Genomic DNA, 22,182 nt, shown 5'->3' with positions numbered 1-22,182 from the left:
AGGCATATAACAAATCTAATTGTAAATAGACAAGTCTAGGTAGAAAAACTGATTGATCAGGGAAAAAACTTTCTCAAAATGTCAATATTGATCTCACCTAAAAATTACCGTATCTTGTGTCTAAACCTAAATTAAACCACTAAGTCTTGTGTTTAACCTCAAATATCGTGACCTGACTATTTTTTAGCTCCAGTGCGATTCAAACGGCTTATAAACATAACAATGATGTCAATGGAGCTATGCTGACAATGAGCGTAATTACCACACCCGGTCAACTTCAAGTGATCAAACGTACAGGTGATGTTGCACCTTTTGATGCAGATAAAATATCTGTTGCGATTGGCAAAGCCTTCCTTGCAGTTGAAGGTCAGCAAAGTGCTGACTCAAGCCGTATTCACGACCGTATTACACAATTAACAGAAATGGTGATGAATACATTCAGCCGTCGCTTACCTTCTGGTGGCACGATCCATATTGAAGAGATTCAAGATCAGGTTGAACTTGCACTAATGCGTACAGGTGAGCAAAAAGTAGCTCGCTCTTATGTTATTTACCGTGAACAACGCACAACTGCTCGTCAGCAAACCAATGCACATCATCACCCAACGCTCCAAATTACCGATGCGAAAGGTCAGCTTCAGCCACTCGATTTAAGCAAGTTACAAGCAACGATTGAAAAAGCAAGTGAAGGCTTGGAAGGCATCAACGTTCAAGCTGTAATCGATGAAACCGTTAAAAACTTATATAACGGTGTAAAAGCATCTGATATTGCGACCACGATGATGATGGCGACTCGCACACGCATTGAACAAGAACCAAACTATACTTATGTGACTGCTCGTTTACTTCGTGATGAGCTTGTAAGCACAGGTTTAGCATTCTTAGAATTAGCTGCGGATACAGTTGAAGGCGATGCACTTGAAACTTTCTTAAAGAAAGGTATTGAGCTTGATCTTCTTTCTCCAGAATTATTGAACTTTGACCTTGCTAAATTGGCTGCTGCGATCAAACCTGAACGCTCAAATCAATTTACCTATTTAGGTCTACAAACATTGTTTGACCGTTACTTCATCCATTCAGATGGCGTACGTTTTGAATTACCGCAATTGTTCTATATGCGTGTATCAATGGGTCTTACACTCAATGAAGAAAACCGTGAAGATCGTGCAATCGAATTCTATGACTTATTGTCTAGCTTCGACTACATGGCATCTACACCAACATTGTTTAACTCAGGTACGCTTCGCCCTCAGTTATCAAGCTGTTATTTGACCACCATTGATGATGACTTGTTTGATATTTATGGCGCAATGCGTGATAACGCAATGTTGTCTAAATGGGCAGGCGGTTTGGGTAATGACTGGACACCCGTTCGTGCTTTGAACTCATACATCAAAGGAACTAACGGTAAATCACAAGGTGTGGTTCCTTTCCTTAAAGTTGCCAACGATACTGCTGTTGCAGTAAACCAAGGTGGTAAACGTAAAGGTGCAGTGTGTGCATACCTTGAAACTTGGCACTTGGATATTGAAGAATTCCTAGAGCTTCGTAAAAATACAGGTGATGACCGTCGCCGTACACATGACATGAACACAGCAAACTGGGTTCCTGACCTATTTATGCAACGTGTATTTGAAGATGGTGAATGGACACTGTTCACACCTTCTGAAACACCTGATCTACATGATTTAACAGGTCTTGAGTTTGCTGAACGCTATGCGCACTACGAAGGCATCGCAAAAGAAAATAATATGCTACACAAAGTCATTCGTGCGAAAGACTTATGGCGCAAAATGTTATCTATGTTATTTGAAACAGGTCATCCTTGGATCACATTCAAAGACGTATGTAACTTACGTTCACCACAACAACACGTGGGTGTTGTTCACTCATCTAACCTTTGTACTGAAATCACTTTAAATACAAATAAAGATGAAATTGCAGTATGTAACTTAGGTTCGATTAACCTTGTACAACACGTTCAAGGTGGTGTTTTAGACCGTGAGAAATTGGCGCGTACTGTTAAAACAGCAGTTCGTATGCTCGACAACGTAATTGACATCAACTACTACGCTGTTCCTCAAGCACGTACATCAAACTTGAAACATCGTCCTGTAGGTATGGGTATCATGGGCTTCCAAGATGCTTTATATGAAATGAATCTTGCTTATGGTTCAGATGCAGCGGTAGAGTTTGCTGATGAATCTATGGAAGTCATCAGCTACTACGCAATTTCAACTTCAAGTGATTTAGCCGTTGAACGTGGTACATACGAAACATTTAAAGGTTCATTGTGGGATCAAGGCATCTTACCAATTGACTCTTTAGACATCGTTGCAAAATCACGCCCAGAACGTATGTTTGAAGTTGACCGTACTCAACGTTTAGACTGGGACACTTTACGTGCCAAAGTTCAAAAAGACGGTATGCGTAACTCAAACGTGATGGCAATTGCGCCAACTGCAACCATTTCAAACATTTGTGGTGTTTCTCAGTCAATTGAGCCAACATTCCAAAACCTCTATGTAAAATCTAACCTTTCTGGTGAATTTACAGTGATCAACCCGTACCTAGTACGTGCGTTAAAAGATCGTGGTCTTTGGGACTCTGTGATGGTCAATGACCTGAAACATTTTGAAGGTTCTGTACAAAAAATTGCCCGTATTCCTGAAGAATTAAAAGCAATTTTTGCAACAGCATTCGAAGTTGAGCCTCGTTGGATTGTTGATGCTGCATCACGCCGTCAAAAATGGATCGATCAAGCACAGTCTCTTAACCTTTACATCGCTGGTGCAAATGGTAAGAAACTTGATATGACGTACAAAATGGCATGGTTGCGTGGTCTTAAAACCACTTATTACCTCCGTGCTTTGGGTGCGACTTCTGCTGAAAAATCAACAATCAATACTGGTGCATTGAACGCAGTAAAAGCAACAACTGTTGCGAGTCCTGTTGTCGCAGCACCTGTTGTTGAAACGAAAAAATCTGAAGCTATTGAAGAAGATGGTTTTGCAAATGCAGCGCCAGTGCCAATGGCGTGTTCAATTGACAATCCTGATTGTGAGGCTTGCCAGTAATTTAAATCCACCCGACTCTCCTTTTCCAAAGGAGGGAGAAAAGTCCCCCTTAACAAAGGGGGATTTAGGGGGATTCTAAATTTTGAAAATATTGTTGTAGTTTTTATATTATCGCAACTTTAGCTAAGTGACTCTCACCACGAAGCTTTCAAAAATTAGACATAAAAAAAAGGGAACCCTCTCACAGATCCCCTTTCTAGTCTAAGAACCGAGTTCTTCGACATATTGCTTCGCAAAAAGCAGGTGAATAATCGCCTGATCTCGCAATATCGTCAAGGACTTTTGAGTAACAACTGCTCTAACGATATCGAAGGAGATTAAAATGGCAGTTTATTCCGTAAGTTATGACTTAGTGAAGTCTGGTCAAAAATATGATGCTGTTATAAGCGAAATAAAAAGTTTTGCTGAATGGTGCCATGTCATGGATTCTTATTGGTTCGTTAGTACTGTTTTATCTGCCGAGCAAATAAGAGAAAGACTTCAGAAGCATACTGATAACAACGATCTAATCCTCGTAATGCAAGTGTTAAAAAACCATTCAGGATGGTTGAAACAAGAAACGTGGGATTGGATAAATAAACATATTTAAATATGTTTATTAAGATGAGGCTAAGAAATGTTCCATTTAAGTCATAACTACGAGTTAGGCATTTTTGTACTAATCTTAGCCTTTTTGATTTTTTATGTTCCTGTCGCGTATGCATTTTTTGCCATTCGTAAACAACACCAGCGTAAGCAAAATAAGTAGTATCGATACCCAATCTATCGAACAAGATTAAGACAGTCATCGGTAAAACTTAATTTTGCTTACACATAATGAGCGTATAGTAAGACATCTCTTGCTTGAGATGTCTAAACAAAAGATATAAAGCAACGAAGAGAGAATTGATATGTCTATCCTAAGTTGGGACGATTTCGAAGATGATGAACCGAAACAAGCTGCACAAGCTGACCAGCCTGCGCCCATCGAACCGCAGAAAACGACTAATTCACAAGTGGTATCTGATGCACAGCACTCAGCGCCGAGTGTGGCAGCATCACAACCCGCTAGAGCCAATAACAATCGACCAACAGATCCAGCCGATCCATTGGCAAGAGCATCTAACGCCTTAGAAAATTTAGATGTTGCACCAGGCTTAGAAGAGCTTGAAATGGGTGCTCAACGCGTTCAAGTTGATGACAAAGCAATGATCAACTGTCGTGCTGACTTGAACCAACTTGTACCATTCAAATACGAATGGGCTTGGCAAAAGTATCTAGATGGGTGTGCAAACCACTGGATGCCACAAGAAGTGAACATGACGCAAGATATTGCATTATGGAAATCCGAAAATGGCTTAACTGAAGATGAGCGCACCATTGTTATGCGTTCACTTGGTTTCTTCTCTACTGCAGATTCATTGGTTGCAAACAACTTGGTATTGGCAATTTACCGCCACATTACCAACCCTGAATGCCGTCAATACATTTTACGTCAAGCATTTGAAGAAGCGATTCACACACATGCTTATCAATACTGTATCGAATCATTAGGTATGGATGAAGGCGAAGTCTTCAACATGTACCGTGAAGTACCAAGTGTTGCACGCAAAGCAGCATGGGGCCTGAAATATACTCAATCTTTATGTGATCCAACATTCCAAACGGGTACACCTGAAAACGATCAAATTTTGCTTCGTAACCTGATTGCATTCTACTGTGTTCTTGAAGGGATCTTCTTCTACTGTGGCTTCAGTCAGATTTTATCTATGGGTCGTCGCAATAAAATGAATGGTGTTGCTGAGCAATTCCAATACATTTTACGTGATGAATCTATGCACTTAAACTTCGGTATCGATATGATTAACCAAATCAAAATCGAAAACCCAGGTTTATGGACAGCAGAGTTCCAAGAAGAAATTATTCAAATGATTCTTGAAGGTACAATGCTTGAAATTGAATATGCGCGTGACACTATGCCACGTGGCGTATTAGGTATGAATGCTGCAATGATGGAGGAATACCTGAAGTTCATTGCAAACCGTCGTTTAGCACAACTTGGCTTACCTGAACAATTTGCTGGTGTAAATAATCCATTCCAATGGATGTCTGAAATGATGGATTTACGTAAAGAGAAGAACTTCTTTGAAACGCGTGTTACTGACTATCAGACTGGTGGCGCTTTAAGCTGGTAATCTATTGATATTATTAATAAAACCGCCAAAAATGGCGGTTTTATCATTCAGTATAAATAAAAAATATGGTCAATATCAATTGATTTTTTCCACAACAAACTCAATAAAAATAAATAAAAAAATTAGTGTCATTTATATCTCAACCTAAATTTTTAATTTTTGCATTTCAAAGCACAATTAAGTTGATTTTATTGACTAATTTTCATGCTAATATTCAGATTAAATATCCACATACATTCAAATGTAAAATAATTAAATTTAACATTCAAACATTTATAACAGTGAAAATAATGAGGAAAATATGCAAGGTACTATTCTAGATTATGCAATTCAAACCAATACAGGTGTAATTAGTGGCGATGACCAACAACGCTACAATTTCAGCGGTTCAGAATGGCAAGGACAACGTGCGCCAACACGTGGAGATCGTGTTGATTTCAATATTGATGCGCAAGGCAATGCAACACAGATTTATATAGCGATCAATCACAATAGCCCAATCAATCAAATATCAGATCAACTCAATAAATTATCTGACCAAAATAAACATGAAGAACAATACAATCCAATTGATTGGTTTGTTAAAAGTTTAAAAAATTACGCAAATTTTTCGGGACGCGCTCGTCGCAAAGAATATTGGTTTTTCATTCTTGTACAATTTGGTGTAATACTTATCGCAAGCGTGATTGATTCTATTATTTTCAAAAAACCCTCAGTACTCTACATGCTAACAGCATTAGCCCTATTTATCCCATCCTTAGCGGTGTCAGTTCGCCGCCTACATGATATTGGGAAGTCAGGATGGTGGTACTTAATTTGCCTTATTCCTCTTATAGGAGCTATTCTACTTATTGTATGGTTCGCAACAGAAACAAAACCTGAAACAAATCAATGGGGAAAACCTGCGAAATAAAACCATTTCAACAGCGTAAAACCTGCATGGATTACGCTGTTTTTTCAATACTCATAGTATTCAAATACTATAAATTTATACAGATTCATGAAAGGTGGTATTTCAGACTATTCCACACTAAATAATACCGAGATTATTTTTGGGCATTAATTTTAATCGTACCAAACTAAAAATAACAACTCCAAGGCTTGTCGTAGCCATACATCATTTACATAGCATTGATCAATCAGGTTGATAGCACCTGTTATTTTTACCATTATCGGCGGGTACTGCCTCATTATTTGGTTAGCACGTAGCACCACTTCTAAAAAAGAATAAATATGGAGTACTTGCACATCAAAAAATAAAACTTAAAATAAGTGATTCTTATTATTTTTAATCAAAACAAAAAAGAATGTACAAATTCATGTACATTCTTTTATTTAATAAATACGTTATATATTTAATAAATACGTTATAAAAATACTAATATTCAACCATACTTATGCAGGAATACGTAATACCTGACCTGGAAAAATATCATCTGCATTTTTCAACAATGGACGATTTGCTTCAAAAATCTTATTGTATTGGTTTGCATCACCATAAAACTCTTTCGAAATTTTAGAAAGATTATCACCTGATTTTACTGTATAAAACTTACTTTCAGGCTCTGGTGCCACCACTGTCATCTGATCATCGACCTGTGCCACATGATCAATATTACCCACCGCAAGAATAATTTTTTCTTTATCTGCTTGAGTCTGTACTTGACCCGCAATGGTCGCCAAGTCTGATGCGCCATTATAGCTAACAGATAATCCTGTTACAGGTAAGCCCAATGCTTTAATGTGCCCTAAAAGCTTGTTTGCGATTTCTTGCGCTGATGGCTCTAAAGGAGTTGCTGGTGCAGCTTGAGTTTCTGCAGGTGCTGTATTTTTTTTACCAATGCCTTTAATAAAATCAAAAAGACCCATTGTTATTCTCCGTTGTGTATTTAGCTGTGTTTATTGAAGTGTTTTAAAAATTATGACTCTATTTTTATATCTAAAAAATATACTGAAAGTTGTTCTCATTGGTAAAACAAACGTAACGATATGTAAACAAGTATGTATTAAATTTATGATTTTAAAATAAAAAGCCACCTTACGGTGGCTTTCAATTCAGCACAGACTGAAATCTAACAATTAACCAAGTTTTTTAGAAACATAGTCAATTGCAGATTGAACAGTTGTGATTTCGTTAGAATCTTCATCTGGAATTGTAATGTCAAAGTCATTTTCGAAAGACATAACAAGCTCAACTAGATCTAAAGAATCAGCACCTAAGTCATCCATGAAAGATGCTTCGTTTTTGATTTCTTCAGCTTTAAGACCAAGTTGTTCAGCAACCGCTTGTTTAATGCGTAGTTCGATATCGCTCACAGGAATTCTCCTCATTGCTTGTGGCGTTTATAATTGCCACTAGTTTAATTGAATTTTAAAAATTTTCAAAGTTTACACATCGCATTAAGCCATGTATAAACCACCATTTACATGTAACACTGTACCTGTGATGTAACTTGCCTTGTCAGAAGCTAAGAAACTCACCGCATTGGCAATGTCTTGTGTCTCACCAAAACGACTTAATGCAACCTGATCACTCATTTTTTTACGAATCTCTTCGCTAAGTTGTTCAGTCATTTCTGTTGCAATAAAGCCTGGTGCAATACTATTTACAGTAATCTGACGACTACCCATTTCTTTTGCAAGGCTACGGCTAAATGCCTCAATCCCTGCTTTGGCAGCAGAATAGTTTGCTTGTCCTGGGTTAGCAAAATGTGCAACCACAGAACTAATGTTGATGATGCGACCGAAACGCGCTTTAGTCATACCTTTCAATACACGTTTAGACAATCGGAACACCGCTTTCAAATGAATATTGAGAATGTCATCCCAATCATCTTCAGACATACGAAGCAATAAATTGTCTTTGGTAATGCCGGCATTATTCACCAAGACCATTACTGAACCATATTTTTGTTCTATGTCTGATACTAAGGCATCAATTGCAGCACCATCACGTACATCAAGTACAGCACCCACCCCCTGATCAGCAAATGATACAGAAAGTTTTTCCGCACCTGATTCAGAAGTTGCCGTACCAACAACAAAATAACCGTCTAAAATAAGTTGCTGAGCAATGGCTGCGCCAATCCCTCGGCTTGCACCTGTAACAAGTGCAACTTTACGTTCTTGCGTCATGCAATTTTTCCTTCTGCCACTAGAATGGCATTCAATGCATCTTCCATACGGCTTTGCGTATCCAAAGGAAGAGCTTTTTCAATATTCGGCAATCGTTTTGCAAGATTGCTCAATACATTACCAGGACCACACTCTGCAACATACTGAATTCCTTGATCCTGTAAATATTGCATGGTCTTCGTCCACTGCACAGATTGATAAAGTTGCGCAGTTAAATTTTGACGTAATTGCGCGACATCAGTCGCAATCGCAGCGTTGACATTTTGTAATACAGGAATAGATGGCATCTCAATGGCAGTTTGTTCCAACGCTTCTGCAAACTTTTCTGCTGCTGGCTTCATCAGTGAGCAATGCGATGGAACAGAGACAGGCAGTGCAATAGCTTTACCACCACTCTCTTTCGCTGCCACCATGACTGCTTCTACTTTGGCTTTATCACCAGCAACAACAACTTGACCTTGTGCATTGTAATTTGCAGCATCGACAGAACCTTGTCCATCAACACTTGCTTGCGCGCAGAGTTCAAGCACTTTGGCATCATCCAGACCCAAAATTGCCGCCATCGCACCTTGACCTTGTGGTACAGCCGATTGCATCAACTTGCCACGTAAATGAACCAACTTCACAGCATCTGTCAGTGTCATTGCATTTGCCGCAACCAATGCACTGTATTCACCAAGTGAATGACCTGCAAGGTATTTTGGTGCAACACCACCTAAATCTAACCATACACGCCATAATGCAATACTTGCTGTTAAAAGCACAGGTTGTGTATTTTCAGTCTGATCGAGACCTTCTCCACTTTGCGCAATGTGCCATAAGTCACAACCCAATGCTTCAGAAGCTTCCGCAAAAGTTTCACCTACCACAGTAAACTGTTCAGCAAGCTCTGCAAGCATCCCGACTTTTTGTGAGCCCTGTCCTGGGAACAAAAATGCAGTTTTAGTCGCTTGAGCCGCTTGCTCGAGTCGTTTAGCAGACATATAAAAAGTCCCTTATTTAATCTTTGCTCGTTTCCGATGCGGCAATTCTACAGTAAATAAAAATTATTTTAATTGCGAAATACAACAAAAAAAGCAGATTTTACAAACAAAAAAAGGGAGCTTTCGCTCCCAATTTTTCACCAAGCTTACGCTTAATGCTGTTTCAATTATTCAGCAGCAGTTGCTTTAGCGAACAATTGACGACCACGGTAGAAACCGTCTTTAGTTACGTGGTGACGACGATGAGTCTCACCCGTAGTTTGGTCTACAGTTAATGCATTCTCGGTTAAAGCGTCATGTGAACGGCGCATGTCACGGCGAGAGCGACTTTTACGGTTTTGCTGAACGGCCATGATGGCTCCTTACAAATCGAAAAAATGGATCAGAACAAAGTCGGTTGTCTTAACTCGGCAGTATAACATAAAAATCAGTTAAGTTTACCTTTTAGACCTGCAAGAATATCAAACGGATTATCCTGTTTTTCTTCTACAGTGTCCTGAACAACTGGTTGATGCTTATGCTCACAAACGTCATGCTTAGGAGACAAAGGCATCAACAATAATAATTCATCTTCTATAAGTGCGAGTAAATCTACAGTCGGTGAGGTATTGGTTAAATAATCCCCCTTCGTTGTAGCTTCACTTTCACCTAAGACGATGAAATCAGCATCCTCATCCAAGCGCTCTATCAGTGACTCATCATCAACAAGTGCAAGATGGAAGTCTGAAGATAACGAAATTTCAACTGAATCCAAACAACGTTGGCATTCCACTGGAACTTGCGTTTCTACATGACCATCTAGCCAAATGATACGATGATACGCATCCATTGATAGCTTACAGTCTATGGTAATCAATTGATTATCAATTGATCCAACAGCTTCACGGGTAATTCGAACAAAACGAGACAAAGGCAGTGTTCCTGCCCATGCGTAGCCTTGTTCGGCCCATTTAAACGGCTCAATCTGTGCCGGAAAGGTATTTGCTGACATAATTTAGGCGGCAATTCTACAAATTCATCGGTACTCTGTCAAAGATTAAGATACAATTTTGTACTTATTTAGACAGATCATTTGGGTAATACAAGTCATGCAACAGTTGCAGCCGCAACCTGAAGTCACTCCTTCATTACAGTTCAATACAAATTCAACTCCAATATCTGCTGAGAACCTAGCCCTTGCACAACGTTTTCAATGGGTAGATTTACAGACTGAAGCTCAACAAGTTGATTGGCTTATCTTACACTTTAATGATTGGTTTTCCCACTTAAATGTTGTGCTGATTCGTGGAATTGATGAACCCGAATATTTTCCTTCGGTAGAACAACAACCTGCTCGTATTCAATTTGCACATGGTTTTTTTAACAGTGCATTACATGAAATTAGCCATTGGACGATCGCAGGCGAACAACGCCGACTTTTGCCTGACTTAGGCTATTGGTATGCACCCGATGGTCGAACAGCTGAACAACAGGCATTATTTGAATCGGTAGAAATTAAGCCACAAGCCATTGAATGGTTATTTTCTAAAGCCTTTGGTCGTAAATTTCGTGTATCACTTGATAATTTAACAGGTGATGGTGGTGATGGCGCTGTATTCAAAGACAATGTTTTCGCTCAAGTTCAAGATTATTTTAGCGGTAAAACGAAACTTCCACGTGATGCTCAACGTTTTATTGACTGTATTTGTACTAGCCTTCGCGGTGGCAAAACATTACAAAAGCACGATTTCTTACGTAGCGAACTCAATTAATCAAACTTCTATAGATTATAGATGATTCTATGCATTTCTAACTAAGTGAATATAACCCATGCTCAAAAACCAAGAAATAATCACTGTATTGCTAGAAAAAATAAAATTTGGCTTTCAACAAGGTGACCGAGAACTTTTAAAAAGTATATCTACATCACCTGCTCTTCTTGCATCGCTAATGAATACGCAAACTAAGCAAGAACGACAACGTATCATTTCCAATGTGCTACGCTTTTCAATATTCATAAAACTACTGTTTGTTATGGTTTGGGTTGCTTTTATATTCATTATTTTAGGTTCAAAAATGACCTTTCAATTTCATTCTTTACAAGATTCATTGTTTCGTTATGGATTTCTGATTGTATCTATTTATCTCTTATCGAAAAATATTCGCCATATCATCTACAATCGAAAACTGAGAAAGATAATCCAATTATGTTGAAATAATATGATTTAAAGTCAAATCGTCAAGATAAAATATCTCTCTTGAAATCATCAACTTTCTTTCGACAATTGGTCTATAATTACAATAATAATGATGTTTAATTGTACTAATTTTCACTACTATATAAATAGATAATTTGAATCAGGAGAAAAGATATGCTGCATTTAAGAGTACATCCTGACAACCCACAACCTCGTCTAATTAGCCAAGCTGTTGAACGCATACGTGCTGGTGATGTGATTGTTTATCCAACTGATGCCGCCTATGCCATTGGTTGTCAAATTGGTATTAAAAATGCCATGGAACGTATTGCACAAATTCGTGGACTTGGGGCAAAACACCAATACGCCATTATTTGTGCAGATTTATCTGATATTGCAACATATGCCAAAGTCGACAATGCCATGTACCGACTACTTAAAGCCAACACCCCTGCCGTGACGACTTACATATTGCCTGCAACAAGTGAAGTGCCTCGGCGTTTAATGCATCCGAAGAAAAAAACCATTGGACTACGCGTACCAAGTAATACTGTTTGCCAAATGCTACTTAAAGAACTTGGTGAACCTTTACTGACCAGTACGCTGATCTTACCTGGGGATGATGCACCACTCGATGATCCTTATGACATTGAGCAACAACTTGAAAAACGCATTGATGTGTTTATTGATAGCGGACTCGGAACTTTAACCACCACAAGTATTGTCGATTTATCAGGGCTAAATCCCGAAATCATTCGTCGCGGTGTCGGTGATGTAAGCGCATTTGAATAATTCAATATCTCAAATGATTTGAGACAATCATTCAAAAAATAGCCATTGGTCATTTAAAATGCCAATGGCTGATTTATATCAGTGATTAATCAAACACATTAATGATGTGTAAATAAGAACATATTTAACTTACTGTTGCCATTAAACGCTCTTTAATTTCTTTTTCTAAACGCCCTGTAATTGGATATTGTTTCATAAACTCTTCAAGACGAGTTTTTTGTTGACGATTTACTGTAAAATTATCCTGTTTTAACCAATCTTGAAATGCAAATGAAATACGCTTCCACTCTTCATCCAACATTGAAAAACAAGCCGTATTTCGGTTTTTGCCTTTCACAATACGATCTTGACGGAGTGTTCCTTCATAAAGGAAACCTAAACGTACAGCAGCATTGATAGATGCTTCATTCAAATCATCACAACGCCATTCAATTTTACGAAAGCCTTTGCAAAAACATTCTTCCAATAATAAGTAGATCACTTCTGTTGCAGCAGTCGTTTGTCTAAGTTGATCGGAAAAATAAAGATTACCAATTTCAGCAACCTGATCTTTTTCACGAATATTAATCAATCCCACCCATCCAATCGCCTGATGCCCAACCTGTACTAAATAGTGCAGTGCATGCTTTAATGCAAAATTAGATTTCAACGCGCCTTCAAGCTGAACTTGAAAAACAAATTCATCATAAGGCAAATAAGTCCAAACACCTTTATTGCTTTCACGTTCAATCGTTCGCCACATACTACGAAATAATGTTGAATCAGATTCTAATGTTTGCAATGGAATCAGTTTACCCCAACGACCATTAAGTTGTTCTGGCTGAAAATGTTGTGCTTGCTCAAGTTGAACATCAACACCAACCTGTTGACTTAAATCATTTTCTTGTATTTTTTGATAATTAAGCATCTTAATTCTTTAATTTTGTGACAAAATTTACAATAATGCATATTTTTGTAATTTTATCCACCTTTATTAACAAATAATTTTGAATACCAACTGAATAAAGAAAAAACCTTAACTTTTTTCGGGTTTTTTATCATTTTTATACATTTGGTAATTTATTCATCAGCATTTTTGCTCTAGAATAGGCAAACTTTCTCGAAATGCTTTTCGACATTCACTTTATCTTCTCTTTTATTCTGTAGTGATCTTCGAATCGCTTTTTTCATGCCTTTGAAAATTCGCGTGGCTAAAAACGGTAATGACTTTAGTAAATCATGATGTAATCGATCATCAAATGTTGCACATCCGTGTATTGGATGAATGGCAAGACTCGATCCCTGATGATCTGTATATTCCTCCCGCTGCATTCGAAATTCTGCTTGAACATTTCGAAGGACCACTCGATTTTTTAATTTATTTAATTCAAAAAAATGGCTTTGATTTATTACAACTTGATATTGCGCCTATTGCTGCACAATATTTGTCGTATATCAATGAAATGAAGTCACTAAATATTGAACTAACTGCAGATTATTTGGTCATGGCAGCTCTATTGGCAGATTTAAAATCACGTTTGTTATTGCCTAAACCGAAAGCAGTCACTTTAGAAAAAGATCCGAAAAAAGAACTGATTGACCGTTTAGAAACCTATTTACGCATTAAACAAGCAGCTGAACGCTTGGGTAAAATGCATATTTTAGAACGAGATACATTCAATAGTAATGTGTCATTAGGCGATATTCCTGTTGTTCAAGAAGGTTATGATGTTGCTTTGTTAAAAGATGCGCTGTATTGCATTTTTAACCGTCCTGAACCTGTAACGCATAATATTGAACAAGAACCTGTATTACTTGAAGAACGTATTGCCTATATTGAATATATGACTCAATCTGGCAATATCTTAGGTTTCAACGATTTACTTCGACCAAGTCAAGGTCGGATGGGTTTAGTCGTGACATTTATGGCGATTTTAGAACTGACTCGTCAAAATAAAATTCATATTCTTTCTTCAGGTGTCGATGCGCCATTGACGATACAAGGGGCAACACCATGAATATAGAACAAGATCAAAATTTTCAAGCCGATGAACATCGCCATGAAATTTTAATGCAACTTGAAGCTATTATTTTTGCAAGTGATGCGCCTGTTTCTGTTGCCCGTTTAAAAGAAGCGTTTCAAGATCAGTTCAATAAAACTGAATTACGTCATTACTTGCAGCAACTTGCCGTTCTGCAACATGGACGTGCAATTGAATTAATTGAAACTGCACAAGGTTACCGTTTTCAAGTCCGTGCAAAGTATCGCAATACGATTGCTCAAGTCTGGCCTGAACGCCCAACAAAATTATCTCCGTCACTGCTGGAAACCGTTGCAGTGATCGCTTACCATCAGCCCGTGACACGTGCTGATATTGAGCAAATACGGGGAGTTACGAATAATAGTCAGCTACTTCGGACATTATTTGATTGGAATTGGATTAAAGAATCTGGTTTTAGAGAACTCCCTGGAAGACCTGCGTTGTTGGTGACAACGCCCCAATTTTTAAATGCATTTGGCCTTGTTTCATTGGGTCAGTTGCCTCCCCTACAGGATGCCAAGGAAGCTTTTATGGCGTTGGATGCGAATGCTCCAAAATCATAAATAGGTGCACTGTTGAATATTATTTCTAAGGTTATGCTGTCATGAGTGAAAAATTACAAAAGGTGCTTGCGCGCGTTGGACTGGGGTCCCGCCGCTATATGGAAGAAGTCATTGCCGCAGGTCGTGTGAGCGTCAATGGTGAAGTTGCCTCTGTTGGTGAACGAATCGAACCCAATGATGAGCTTCGCATCGATGGTCGTAAAGTTCAGTTCCAAATTGAAGATGAAATTCGTCGTCGTGTGTTGATTTATTACAAACCAGAAGGTGAAATCTGCTCACGTAGCGATCCAGAGTCACGTCCAACAGTTTTTGAAAACTTACCAACCATTGCCAATGATCGTTGGGTCATGGTCGGTCGTTTGGACATCAACTCTACAGGTTTGTTAATGTTTACCAATGATGGTGAACTTGCTAACCGTTTGATGCACCCATCAAATGAAATTGAACGTGAATATGCTGTGCGTGTCATGGGTGAAGTAACGCCGCAACTGAAAAACAACATGATTAATGGTGTTGTTTTGGATGATGGTCCTGCAAAGTTTGAATCTTTCTCTGAAATTGGTGGTGAAGGGATCAACCGTTGGTATCAAGTTGTTGTAAAAGAAGGTCGTAACCGTGAGGTTCGTCGTATTTTTGAATCTCAAGGGCTGAAAGTTAGCCGTTTACTTCGTACTCGTTACGGTACAGTTATTTTACCACGTGAATTGCGCACAGGTCGTTGGATGGAATTGGACAAGAATGATATCGACAACTTAACAAAAGCTGTTGAGTTGAAACCACGTCAGGGTACAGGCTTATATGGTATGGCAAAACGCCGTACTGAACGTATGCAAGACAAACCTTTAGCTGCACGTCGTGGTGGCTATTTACGTCAACAACGCCGCGATACAGAAGGTGAAAACCAACCTGAACAGCAACAACGTGAATATCGTAACATGGGTGATAATAACCGTTTCGATAACCGTAATAATGACAATCGCTTTAACAACCGTTCACCACGTCCAGATCAGCGTACAGAACAACGTGGCGATCAACGCACTGAACAGCGTGGCGATAAGCGTCCTTATGGCGATCGTCCTCAGCGTAATAACTCAGCGGAAAATCGTGGTAATAGCTTCAATGCAGGCAATAACGATAATCGTGGCAATCGCTTTAATGCAGGTAACTCGGAAAACCGCGGTAACAGCTTCAATGCACGTAGCACTGAAAGTCGTGGCAACCGTTTTCCAAGTGAACGTCAAATTCGTACACCACGTCCTTCGTTCGATCAACAAGAACGTAGCGAACCACAACAAGTTGAAAAGAAAAAACCATTTGTCGTAAATAAAGGTTTCAAAAAGTTCTAAATTAAAGCGACATTTTTAAATGGTCTTTAAAAAAGAAGCCACTCAAATGAGTGGCTTCTTTTTTTGTTAGAATGAAATTTAATATTTTTCACAACACCTTATAAAATTGCACTTACTAAGCGCTTAGTATATTCATGCTTTGGTGAAGCGTATAACTCATCGGAATTGGCAATTTCAACAATCTCACCGTGGTTCATGACCATAATCTGATCAGAAATATATTTTACTACAGCCAAATCATGTGAAATAAAGATATAGCTCAACCCAAACTCATCCTGCAAATCTTGTAATAAATTCAATACTTGTGCTTGAACAGAAACATCCAATGCCGATACAGATTCATCACAAATCAAAATTTCAGGCTTCAAAGTTAAACAACGTGCAATGGCAATACGTTGACGTTGTCCCCCCGAAAACTCGTGCGGATAACGATCAAATGCTTGCGTAGGTAAACTTACACGCTCAAGTAAATCTAACGCCATTTGCTTACGTTCTACATCATTTTCACCAATTTTATGAACCTGCATTGGCTCCATCAAAATCTGTCCGACAGTAAAACGTGGATTTAGCGATGCATAAGGATTTTGAAAAACAATTTGAATCTTACGTTGATATTGAGTGAACTCTTTTTCAGACATCGCTAAAATATCTTTGCCTTGAAACAACACTTTACCGCTCGTTGCTTCTTGCAATCGCATCAGTAATAAACCAATGGTGGTTTTGCCTGAACCAGACTCTCCCACCAAGCCTAAAGTTTTACCCTTTGCAAGTTGAAAAGAAGCTCCTTTCACCGCTTGAAACTCATCTTTAGCGAAAAAACCTTTACGGTTAAAAAATGATTTTTTTAAATCATGTACATCTAGAATGATTTCTTCACTACCGTCTAAACCACGTTTATGATCTGTTGTATTCAACTCAGAAAGTGTCATACTCTCCACCCAATGACCATCCTGCTGTTTCAGAAAATCACTAATCACAGGTAAACGATAAGGTCGATGTAATAAAGAAGGACGACAAAGTAATAATGCCTTGGTATAGGCATCTTTCGGAGATTCCAAGACATCTTTTGCCAAGCCTTTCTCACGAATTTCACCATGACGCATCACAATCACTTCGTCTGCTATTTCACTAACCAAAGCCAAATCATGGGTAATGAACAGCATCGACATTTGACGACGTTTGCGTAAAGATTCAAGTAAATCCAAAATTTGCTTTTGAATCGTAACATCTAAGGCAGTTGTTGGCTCATCAGCAATGAGTAATTTAGGTTCACAAGCGATTGCCATAGCAATCATGACTCGCTGCTGTTGTCCTCCTGAAAGCTGACTTGGATACGCATCTATCTTCGTTTCAGGTGATGAAATACCGACTTCTTTGAGCAATTCTAAAACACGTTTTTTGGCTTGCTTACGCCCATAACCCAAATGAATACGCATGATTTCTGCAATCTGATCACCCACAGTAAATACAGGATTGAGTGATGACATCGGTTCTTGGAAAATCATGGCAATATCTTTACCACATATGGCCCGCATTTCTTGAGTTGAAAGACTGATTAAGTCTTTACCTTCAAACATGATTTTACTTTTTTTAGCAATTTCAGACTGTCCAATAGACAGCAAAGCCATCATTGCCAATGCTGTGACTGATTTACCACTACCCGATTCACCAACCAATGCCACTGTTGTATTTGGTGGTATTTGAAAAGAAATACCTTTGACTGTTTCGGTAAGTTGCTTATTTTCACCTTTAAAACAAACACTGAGATTTTCAACGCTGAGTAGCACAGAAGGTGTAGCGTTTTGTTCTGACATCTTTCTGCTCCTTACTTCAGTTTCGGGTCAAGTGCATCACGTAATGCATCGGTAAACATTGAAAATGCTGTGACTAGAACGGCCATCGCGACAGATGCTGCCACCAACTGCCACCATTTACCTAAAATCAATTCACTTTGCGCTTCATTGAGCATACTGCCCCAAGACACGACCCCTACCGGTACACCAAAACCTAAGAAGCTGAGAATCACTTCAGACTTAATAAATGAAACAACCAAAATGGACATTTGAACAAGCGCAATATGACTAACATTCGGAAAAATATGCACAAACATACGACGCATATGACTCACGCCAATGGCTTTGGCAGCCAATATATATTCACGTGAAGTATGTTTCATATATTCCGCACGGATGAGACGAAACACACCTGTCCAACCCGTCAACCCGAGAATCAGAACAATGGATAATATGCCTTTTTGTTGCAGTACAGCCGCAATTGCCAAGACTAAAAGTAAATAAGGAATCGAAGTAAAAACGTTATAGAACCAATTCAGGAGATCATCAACCCAACCGCCAAAATAACCAGCGATTGCACCTAAGAATGTTCCAATAACCACTGCAATTAAAGCGGAAATTAATCCCACTAAAATTGAAGTTTCAGCACCTTTAATGGTTTTTAATATAATATCTCGTCCCCATTTATCGGCACCAAAAGGCAAGCTGGTTTTCAGTTCGCTTTGTTGATCAAGTAAATGACCATCCAATTGTTGATCTATGGCTCTCATATCTTCTGCAAGTGGGTCTTGAATGCCATAATAATCAATTTGATTGCTCGATTGGTTTACTGTGCTTTGCTCAATCATTGTTGAGCGATCTATAACTTTTTGATCTATGGCTATGAATGTCGGTGGTGCATAACTCACAGCTACTTCTTTATTCCAATCTTTGGCGATCAAGCCTGTCATGGATAAAACCAACATCAGGAAAAAACTCAGCACAATGAACAATGAAGCCATCGCAATACGATCTGCTTTTAAACGACGCATTGCCAAGCGCCTTATACCTGATGATAAGTCTTGTTGTGAGGTATTAATTTTTTTAGTGAAAATATTAAGCATCATTCTCACCTACTTCAACTGTACACGTGGATCAACCACTTTATAGATGAGGTCTGCCATCAAATTAAAGATCATCGTTGCAGCAGCAACATAAACCGTAATGGCTTTAATTACAGGAAAATCACTACGCTCAACTGCAATAATCACTTCCCGCCCAATACCAGGAATACCGAAGAAACGCTCAATTAAAAAGGCACCAATGAGCAATGCAGGTAAACTTGACATCACATCCGTAATGATCGGAATGGATGCATTACGTAGGACATGCACACCTAAGACGCGTCGCTCACTTACGCCTTTTGCACGTGCTGTTCGAACATAGTCCTGATTTATTTCATCTAAAATAAAGCTTCGATATAAACGTAATGTTGGCGCAACACTGACCACTAACATAATCAAGATTGGAAGCAATGAATATTTCAATAAATTTTCGCTAAAGCTTCCCCCCCAACCTTGTACGGGAAACCAACCGAGCTTGTAGGCAAAAAAGTATTGGAACACAATGATATAAACCAAAATACTAATCGACATACCAATAGTACACAGCATCATCAGCATACGATCTGTCAATGTACCTCGAACCGAAGCAACTGCAAGTGCCAGAATGATTGAAATGACGGTTTGTAATATGACCAAAGGAATCATAATGGTGAATGATGGTCCCAAACGTGTCAGAATAATCGCTGAAACTGATTCGCCTGTACTCCAACTCACACCATAATCAAAGGTAATAATTTGCTTGATGAAAATGCCTAACTGTACATAATACGGCTGATCGACACCCAATTGTTGACGTATATTTTCAATTTGTTCAAGATTTGCCATTTTCCCTGCAAGAATATATGCAGGGTCACCACCGACCCAATTGAACAAGAAAAAAATTAGCAAAATCACACCCAACATGGTGGGAATCATTTGCCATAAACGCCGTATGATATATGCCAACATTCTTCATTCCTTTGTATTATTTTTTTGAATAACTTTTTTGAATTCGGTTTAATGGCGCTGACCTGTAATTTCTTGAAAGAATGCTTTGTTATCAGGTTCTCGACCTAAGAAATCGACCACAAGCTGCTTGGCTTTTTTCTGTCCGCCTTGTGACAAGATCGTTTTACGGTAGCGTTCACCCACTTCAGGATTATTTAAGTTATGTCCAAAAGCTGAAAGCATATCGAGAGCGATGACTTCAGACCACATATAACCATAGTACCCAACTTGATAGCCCCCCATAATGTGACCAAACTGCCCTGGAAATTCTGTCGTTGGCGTATAACCTAAGGCTGTTTTACCTTCTAATTTCTGCCATGTTTCAAGCGGTTGGGTTTGCAGTGCATCTGCGGTATGAATCGCCATATCATACTGTGCATATAATGTTTGACGTGCATATTTCAAACCACGCCCATAATTATGTACATCTTTTAATTTGGCAATTAATGCATCATCGACTCTAGGGCAAGCAGGTTGGCAGAAATCTGCAAGTGTTGAAAGAGTTTCTTTACGGCGTGCCCATTCTTCATACATTTGTGATGGTGCCTCAACAAAATCGCGCTCTACCGATGTTCCAGACTGTGAAGCATAGCGCGTATTGGACAATATGCCATGTAATGCATGACCGAATTCATGGACAAATGTTTCCAACTCATCACTATTTAAACCTTTACGATTAAAATTAGTGACGAGTGCTGAAATCGGTTTACGATCCGTCAGCGTACTTCCTCCTCGCACTCCCCATACAGCTGCATGACCATACTTACCTTCACGAGGAAATTTATCTAAATATAAACCACCTAAGAGCTGACCAGTTTTTTTGTCTGTTACATCATAATATTCAACTTCATTTTGCCAAGTTTCAACTTTGACAGGTTTAAATTCAATACCATACAGGTTGGATGAAATTGCAAATAACCAATCTTGTGATGCCTGTGTCGGGAAATATTCACGTAATTTTTCTTGATCAATTTGATACTTTTCTTGCCGTAATTTCTCACTCCAATAACCTTCACTCCAACGATTAATCTCTGCTTTTTCAACAGAAATATTAAGTGTTTTCGCTTTAAACTCACGTAAGGTTTGTACTTCTTTTTTCTCTAGAGGAGTAACAATATTATGTACTTCATTTAAAAATTGATTCACCGTTTCAGGATTCTGCGCCATGCGATTTTTTAGTTTCCAATCGGCATAACTTTTATAACCGAATAATTGTGCAAGCTCATAACGTAAATCTATGGCTTGTTTTAATAGCACTAAATTTTTTTCTGTTCCACGGCGTGTATAAGCAATTTGATAACGCTTCCGAGCATCATCACTGTCAGCAAGCTGCATAAATGGCAAATATTCAGGATAATCAAAACCTAGTAAATACTGACCCTGTTCATTTTTCTTTAAATTGGCAATATAACTGTTCGGTAAACCCCTTAACTCATCTGCAGAAAATTCAACTTTTTCAGGATTATCACGAATATTCCGCGCGAATTCTTGCTCAATCTTGGTCAAATTATCCAAAATAATTTTTAAACGAGCCTGTTGATCTTTAGAAAGTTGAATTCCCATATCTTCAAAATCATTTAAAATGTCTTGCCGATATTTAGCATCAATATCATTACTTGTTTTAATTTTTTTGATTTGTTGATAAAGCGCAGCATCTTGATAAATTTCAGTTTGATACTGATTAATTTTCACTTCACAATCATCTGCGGCTTGACGTACTTCCGCACTCGGATTGACATTGCTATAAAAACTAACAGGACCAATAAAATCATCAAATTCAGCAAAAATTTGATCCCACCGTGCCAATGCATTATTTTGAAGTGGCATTTTTGCAAATGTCGCTAATTTTACTTTTAAAGTGGCAATTTGAGCATCACATTGTGTCGTAATCGTTTTTGCATCTAACTGAGGTAAAGTTGCACGTTGTTGCTCAGCAAAAGTTATTTGACCTATACCCATTGTTAACATACACAAGGTGGTGAGTTTAAACATTTTCATCTTTTCTCTAAGCCTTTATTTTTGCAATTTCTC

Annotated in this window: 20 protein-coding genes and 1 pseudogene; 10 read left to right on the top strand and 11 right to left on the bottom strand. The window is 38.5% G+C overall.

Annotated elements, in window-relative coordinates; genetic code table 11:
- The first annotated feature begins 248 nt into the window (after window positions 1-248).
- The 5 genes from ACK2M2_RS08940 to ACK2M2_RS08920 all read left to right on the top strand — a co-directional run bounded on the left by ACK2M2_RS08940 (window position 249) and on the right by ACK2M2_RS08920 (window position 6,164).
- Window positions 249-3,077 (top strand): ribonucleoside-diphosphate reductase subunit alpha, encoded by a 2,829-nt coding sequence (locus ACK2M2_RS08940; protein WP_419347630.1) that lies wholly within the window; start codon window positions 249-251, stop codon window positions 3,075-3,077.
- 322 nt (window positions 3,078-3,399) lie between these two features.
- Complete coding sequence (locus ACK2M2_RS08935; protein WP_419347627.1) at window positions 3,400-3,666, top strand: hypothetical protein; 267 nt, start codon at window positions 3,400-3,402, stop codon at window positions 3,664-3,666.
- Between the two features lie 27 nt (window positions 3,667-3,693).
- Window positions 3,694-3,825, top strand: coding sequence for a preprotein translocase subunit YajC (locus ACK2M2_RS08930; RefSeq protein ID WP_409511152.1), 132 nt, complete (start codon window positions 3,694-3,696; stop codon window positions 3,823-3,825).
- A gap of 142 nt (window positions 3,826-3,967) precedes the next feature.
- Window positions 3,968-5,251: a ribonucleotide-diphosphate reductase subunit beta gene (locus ACK2M2_RS08925; RefSeq protein ID WP_419347624.1), complete on the top strand. Its 1,284-nt coding sequence runs from the start codon at window positions 3,968-3,970 to the stop codon at window positions 5,249-5,251.
- A gap of 301 nt (window positions 5,252-5,552) precedes the next feature.
- On the top strand, window positions 5,553-6,164 hold the full coding sequence (locus ACK2M2_RS08920; RefSeq protein WP_409511150.1) for a DUF805 domain-containing protein: 612 nt from the start codon (window positions 5,553-5,555) through the stop codon (window positions 6,162-6,164).
- Between the two features lie 482 nt (window positions 6,165-6,646).
- Here ACK2M2_RS08920 and lysM read toward each other — a convergent pair whose 3' ends face one another.
- The 6 genes from lysM to ACK2M2_RS08890 all read right to left on the bottom strand — a co-directional run bounded on the left by lysM (window position 6,647) and on the right by ACK2M2_RS08890 (window position 10,360).
- Complete coding sequence (gene lysM / locus ACK2M2_RS08915; RefSeq protein ID WP_409511149.1) at window positions 6,647-7,120, bottom strand: peptidoglycan-binding protein LysM; 474 nt, start codon at window positions 7,118-7,120, stop codon at window positions 6,647-6,649.
- Window positions 7,121-7,330: 210 nt separating this feature from the next.
- Complete coding sequence (gene acpP, locus ACK2M2_RS08910; RefSeq protein ID WP_004651013.1) at window positions 7,331-7,567, bottom strand: acyl carrier protein; 237 nt, start codon at window positions 7,565-7,567, stop codon at window positions 7,331-7,333.
- A gap of 84 nt (window positions 7,568-7,651) precedes the next feature.
- Complete coding sequence (gene fabG, locus ACK2M2_RS08905) at window positions 7,652-8,386, bottom strand: 3-oxoacyl-ACP reductase FabG (protein WP_419347621.1); 735 nt, start codon at window positions 8,384-8,386, stop codon at window positions 7,652-7,654.
- Window positions 8,383-9,369 carry an ACP S-malonyltransferase gene (gene fabD / locus ACK2M2_RS08900; RefSeq protein ID WP_419347619.1) on the bottom strand — a complete coding sequence of 329 codons (987 nt, stop codon included), beginning with the start codon at window positions 9,367-9,369 and terminating at the stop codon, window positions 8,383-8,385. The genes fabG and fabD overlap by 4 nt, the downstream gene beginning before the upstream one ends.
- Before the next feature lie 167 nt (window positions 9,370-9,536).
- Window positions 9,537-9,722: a 50S ribosomal protein L32 gene (gene rpmF / locus ACK2M2_RS08895; RefSeq protein WP_409511146.1), complete on the bottom strand. Its 186-nt coding sequence runs from the start codon at window positions 9,720-9,722 to the stop codon at window positions 9,537-9,539.
- A gap of 74 nt (window positions 9,723-9,796) precedes the next feature.
- A complete protein-coding gene (locus ACK2M2_RS08890; protein WP_409511145.1) occupies window positions 9,797-10,360 on the bottom strand; it encodes a YceD family protein in 564 nt (187 codons plus the stop codon).
- Between the two features lie 97 nt (window positions 10,361-10,457).
- Here ACK2M2_RS08890 and ACK2M2_RS08885 point away from each other — a divergent pair, with 97 nt between their 5' ends.
- Both ACK2M2_RS08885 and ACK2M2_RS08880 read left to right on the top strand, forming a co-directional pair.
- Window positions 10,458-11,120, top strand: coding sequence for an elongation factor P hydroxylase (locus ACK2M2_RS08885; RefSeq protein WP_409511144.1), 663 nt, complete (start codon window positions 10,458-10,460; stop codon window positions 11,118-11,120).
- Window positions 11,121-11,720: 600 nt separating this feature from the next.
- Window positions 11,721-12,338 (top strand): L-threonylcarbamoyladenylate synthase, encoded by a 618-nt coding sequence (locus ACK2M2_RS08880; RefSeq protein ID WP_419347614.1) that lies wholly within the window; start codon window positions 11,721-11,723, stop codon window positions 12,336-12,338.
- A 124-nt stretch (window positions 12,339-12,462) separates the two neighbouring features.
- On the opposite strand, the gene ACK2M2_RS08875 is transcribed toward ACK2M2_RS08880, so the two are convergent.
- On the bottom strand, window positions 12,463-13,245 hold the full coding sequence (locus ACK2M2_RS08875) for a GNAT family N-acetyltransferase (protein ID WP_419347611.1): 783 nt from the start codon (window positions 13,243-13,245) through the stop codon (window positions 12,463-12,465).
- A gap of 295 nt (window positions 13,246-13,540) precedes the next feature.
- Here ACK2M2_RS08875 and ACK2M2_RS08870 point away from each other — a divergent pair, with 295 nt between their 5' ends.
- From ACK2M2_RS08870 to rluB, 3 genes and pseudogenes are all read left to right on the top strand, one after another.
- Window positions 13,541-14,335, top strand: coding sequence for a segregation and condensation protein A (locus ACK2M2_RS08870; RefSeq protein ID WP_419347608.1), 795 nt, complete (start codon window positions 13,541-13,543; stop codon window positions 14,333-14,335).
- Window positions 14,332-14,922, top strand: coding sequence for an SMC-Scp complex subunit ScpB (gene scpB, locus ACK2M2_RS08865; protein WP_409511140.1), 591 nt, complete (start codon window positions 14,332-14,334; stop codon window positions 14,920-14,922). Before ACK2M2_RS08870 ends, scpB begins: the two co-directional genes overlap by 4 nt.
- 41 nt (window positions 14,923-14,963) lie before the next feature.
- Window positions 14,964-15,821 (top strand): annotated as a pseudogene (rluB, locus tag ACK2M2_RS08860) (23S rRNA pseudouridine(2605) synthase RluB); the annotation flags it as partial.
- Window positions 15,822-16,366: 545 nt separating this feature from the next.
- Here the strand turns inward: rluB and ACK2M2_RS08855 are convergent.
- From ACK2M2_RS08855 to ACK2M2_RS08840, 4 genes are read right to left on the bottom strand one after another with little or no spacing between them, the layout of a single operon-like run.
- Window positions 16,367-18,082 carry an ABC transporter ATP-binding protein gene (locus ACK2M2_RS08855; protein WP_419347604.1) on the bottom strand — a complete coding sequence of 572 codons (1,716 nt, stop codon included), beginning with the start codon at window positions 18,080-18,082 and terminating at the stop codon, window positions 16,367-16,369.
- 11 nt (window positions 18,083-18,093) lie between these two features.
- A complete protein-coding gene (locus ACK2M2_RS08850) occupies window positions 18,094-19,164 on the bottom strand; it encodes an ABC transporter permease (protein WP_419347601.1) in 1,071 nt (356 codons plus the stop codon).
- A gap of 9 nt (window positions 19,165-19,173) precedes the next feature.
- A complete protein-coding gene (locus ACK2M2_RS08845; RefSeq protein ID WP_409511137.1) occupies window positions 19,174-20,112 on the bottom strand; it encodes an ABC transporter permease in 939 nt (312 codons plus the stop codon).
- A gap of 48 nt (window positions 20,113-20,160) precedes the next feature.
- Complete coding sequence (locus ACK2M2_RS08840; RefSeq protein ID WP_419347598.1) at window positions 20,161-22,149, bottom strand: M3 family metallopeptidase; 1,989 nt, start codon at window positions 22,147-22,149, stop codon at window positions 20,161-20,163.
- Between the last annotated feature and the right edge of the window lie 33 nt (window positions 22,150-22,182).

The organism is Acinetobacter sp. TY1 (assembly GCF_048551395.1).
In the GTDB taxonomy this organism is placed as follows: domain Bacteria; phylum Pseudomonadota; class Gammaproteobacteria; order Pseudomonadales; family Moraxellaceae; genus Acinetobacter.
This window is presented reverse-complemented; position numbering and strand designations above follow the sequence as displayed.

Bases quoted from the DNA above. Each gene is read 5' to 3' on its own strand.
- ACK2M2_RS08940 (WP_419347630.1), top strand. From the start codon at position 249: ATGAGCGTAATTACCACACCCGGTCAACTTCAAGTGATCAAACGTACA.
- ACK2M2_RS08935 (WP_419347627.1), top strand. From the start codon at position 3,400: ATGGCAGTTTATTCCGTAAGTTATGACTTAGTGAAGTCTGGTCAAAAA.
- ACK2M2_RS08930 (WP_409511152.1), top strand. From the start codon at position 3,694: ATGTTCCATTTAAGTCATAACTACGAGTTAGGCATTTTTGTACTAATC.
- ACK2M2_RS08925 (WP_419347624.1), top strand. From the start codon at position 3,968: ATGTCTATCCTAAGTTGGGACGATTTCGAAGATGATGAACCGAAACAA.
- ACK2M2_RS08920 (WP_409511150.1), top strand. From the start codon at position 5,553: ATGCAAGGTACTATTCTAGATTATGCAATTCAAACCAATACAGGTGTA.
- lysM (WP_409511149.1), bottom strand. From the start codon at position 7,120: ATGGGTCTTTTTGATTTTATTAAAGGCATTGGTAAAAAAAATACAGCA.
- fabG (WP_419347621.1), bottom strand. From the start codon at position 8,386: ATGACGCAAGAACGTAAAGTTGCACTTGTTACAGGTGCAAGCCGAGGG.
- fabD (WP_419347619.1), bottom strand. From the start codon at position 9,369: ATGTCTGCTAAACGACTCGAGCAAGCGGCTCAAGCGACTAAAACTGCA.
- rpmF (WP_409511146.1), bottom strand. From the start codon at position 9,722: ATGGCCGTTCAGCAAAACCGTAAAAGTCGCTCTCGCCGTGACATGCGC.
- ACK2M2_RS08890 (WP_409511145.1), bottom strand. From the start codon at position 10,360: ATGTCAGCAAATACCTTTCCGGCACAGATTGAGCCGTTTAAATGGGCC.
- ACK2M2_RS08885 (WP_409511144.1), top strand. From the start codon at position 10,458: ATGCAACAGTTGCAGCCGCAACCTGAAGTCACTCCTTCATTACAGTTC.
- ACK2M2_RS08880 (WP_419347614.1), top strand. From the start codon at position 11,721: ATGCTGCATTTAAGAGTACATCCTGACAACCCACAACCTCGTCTAATT.
- ACK2M2_RS08875 (WP_419347611.1), bottom strand. From the start codon at position 13,245: ATGCTTAATTATCAAAAAATACAAGAAAATGATTTAAGTCAACAGGTT.
- ACK2M2_RS08870 (WP_419347608.1), top strand. From the start codon at position 13,541: ATGACTTTAGTAAATCATGATGTAATCGATCATCAAATGTTGCACATC.
- scpB (WP_409511140.1), top strand. From the start codon at position 14,332: ATGAATATAGAACAAGATCAAAATTTTCAAGCCGATGAACATCGCCAT.
- ACK2M2_RS08855 (WP_419347604.1), bottom strand. From the start codon at position 18,082: ATGTCAGAACAAAACGCTACACCTTCTGTGCTACTCAGCGTTGAAAAT.
- ACK2M2_RS08850 (WP_419347601.1), bottom strand. From the start codon at position 19,164: ATGCTTAATATTTTCACTAAAAAAATTAATACCTCACAACAAGACTTA.
- ACK2M2_RS08845 (WP_409511137.1), bottom strand. From the start codon at position 20,112: ATGTTGGCATATATCATACGGCGTTTATGGCAAATGATTCCCACCATG.
- ACK2M2_RS08840 (WP_419347598.1), bottom strand. From the start codon at position 22,149: ATGAAAATGTTTAAACTCACCACCTTGTGTATGTTAACAATGGGTATA.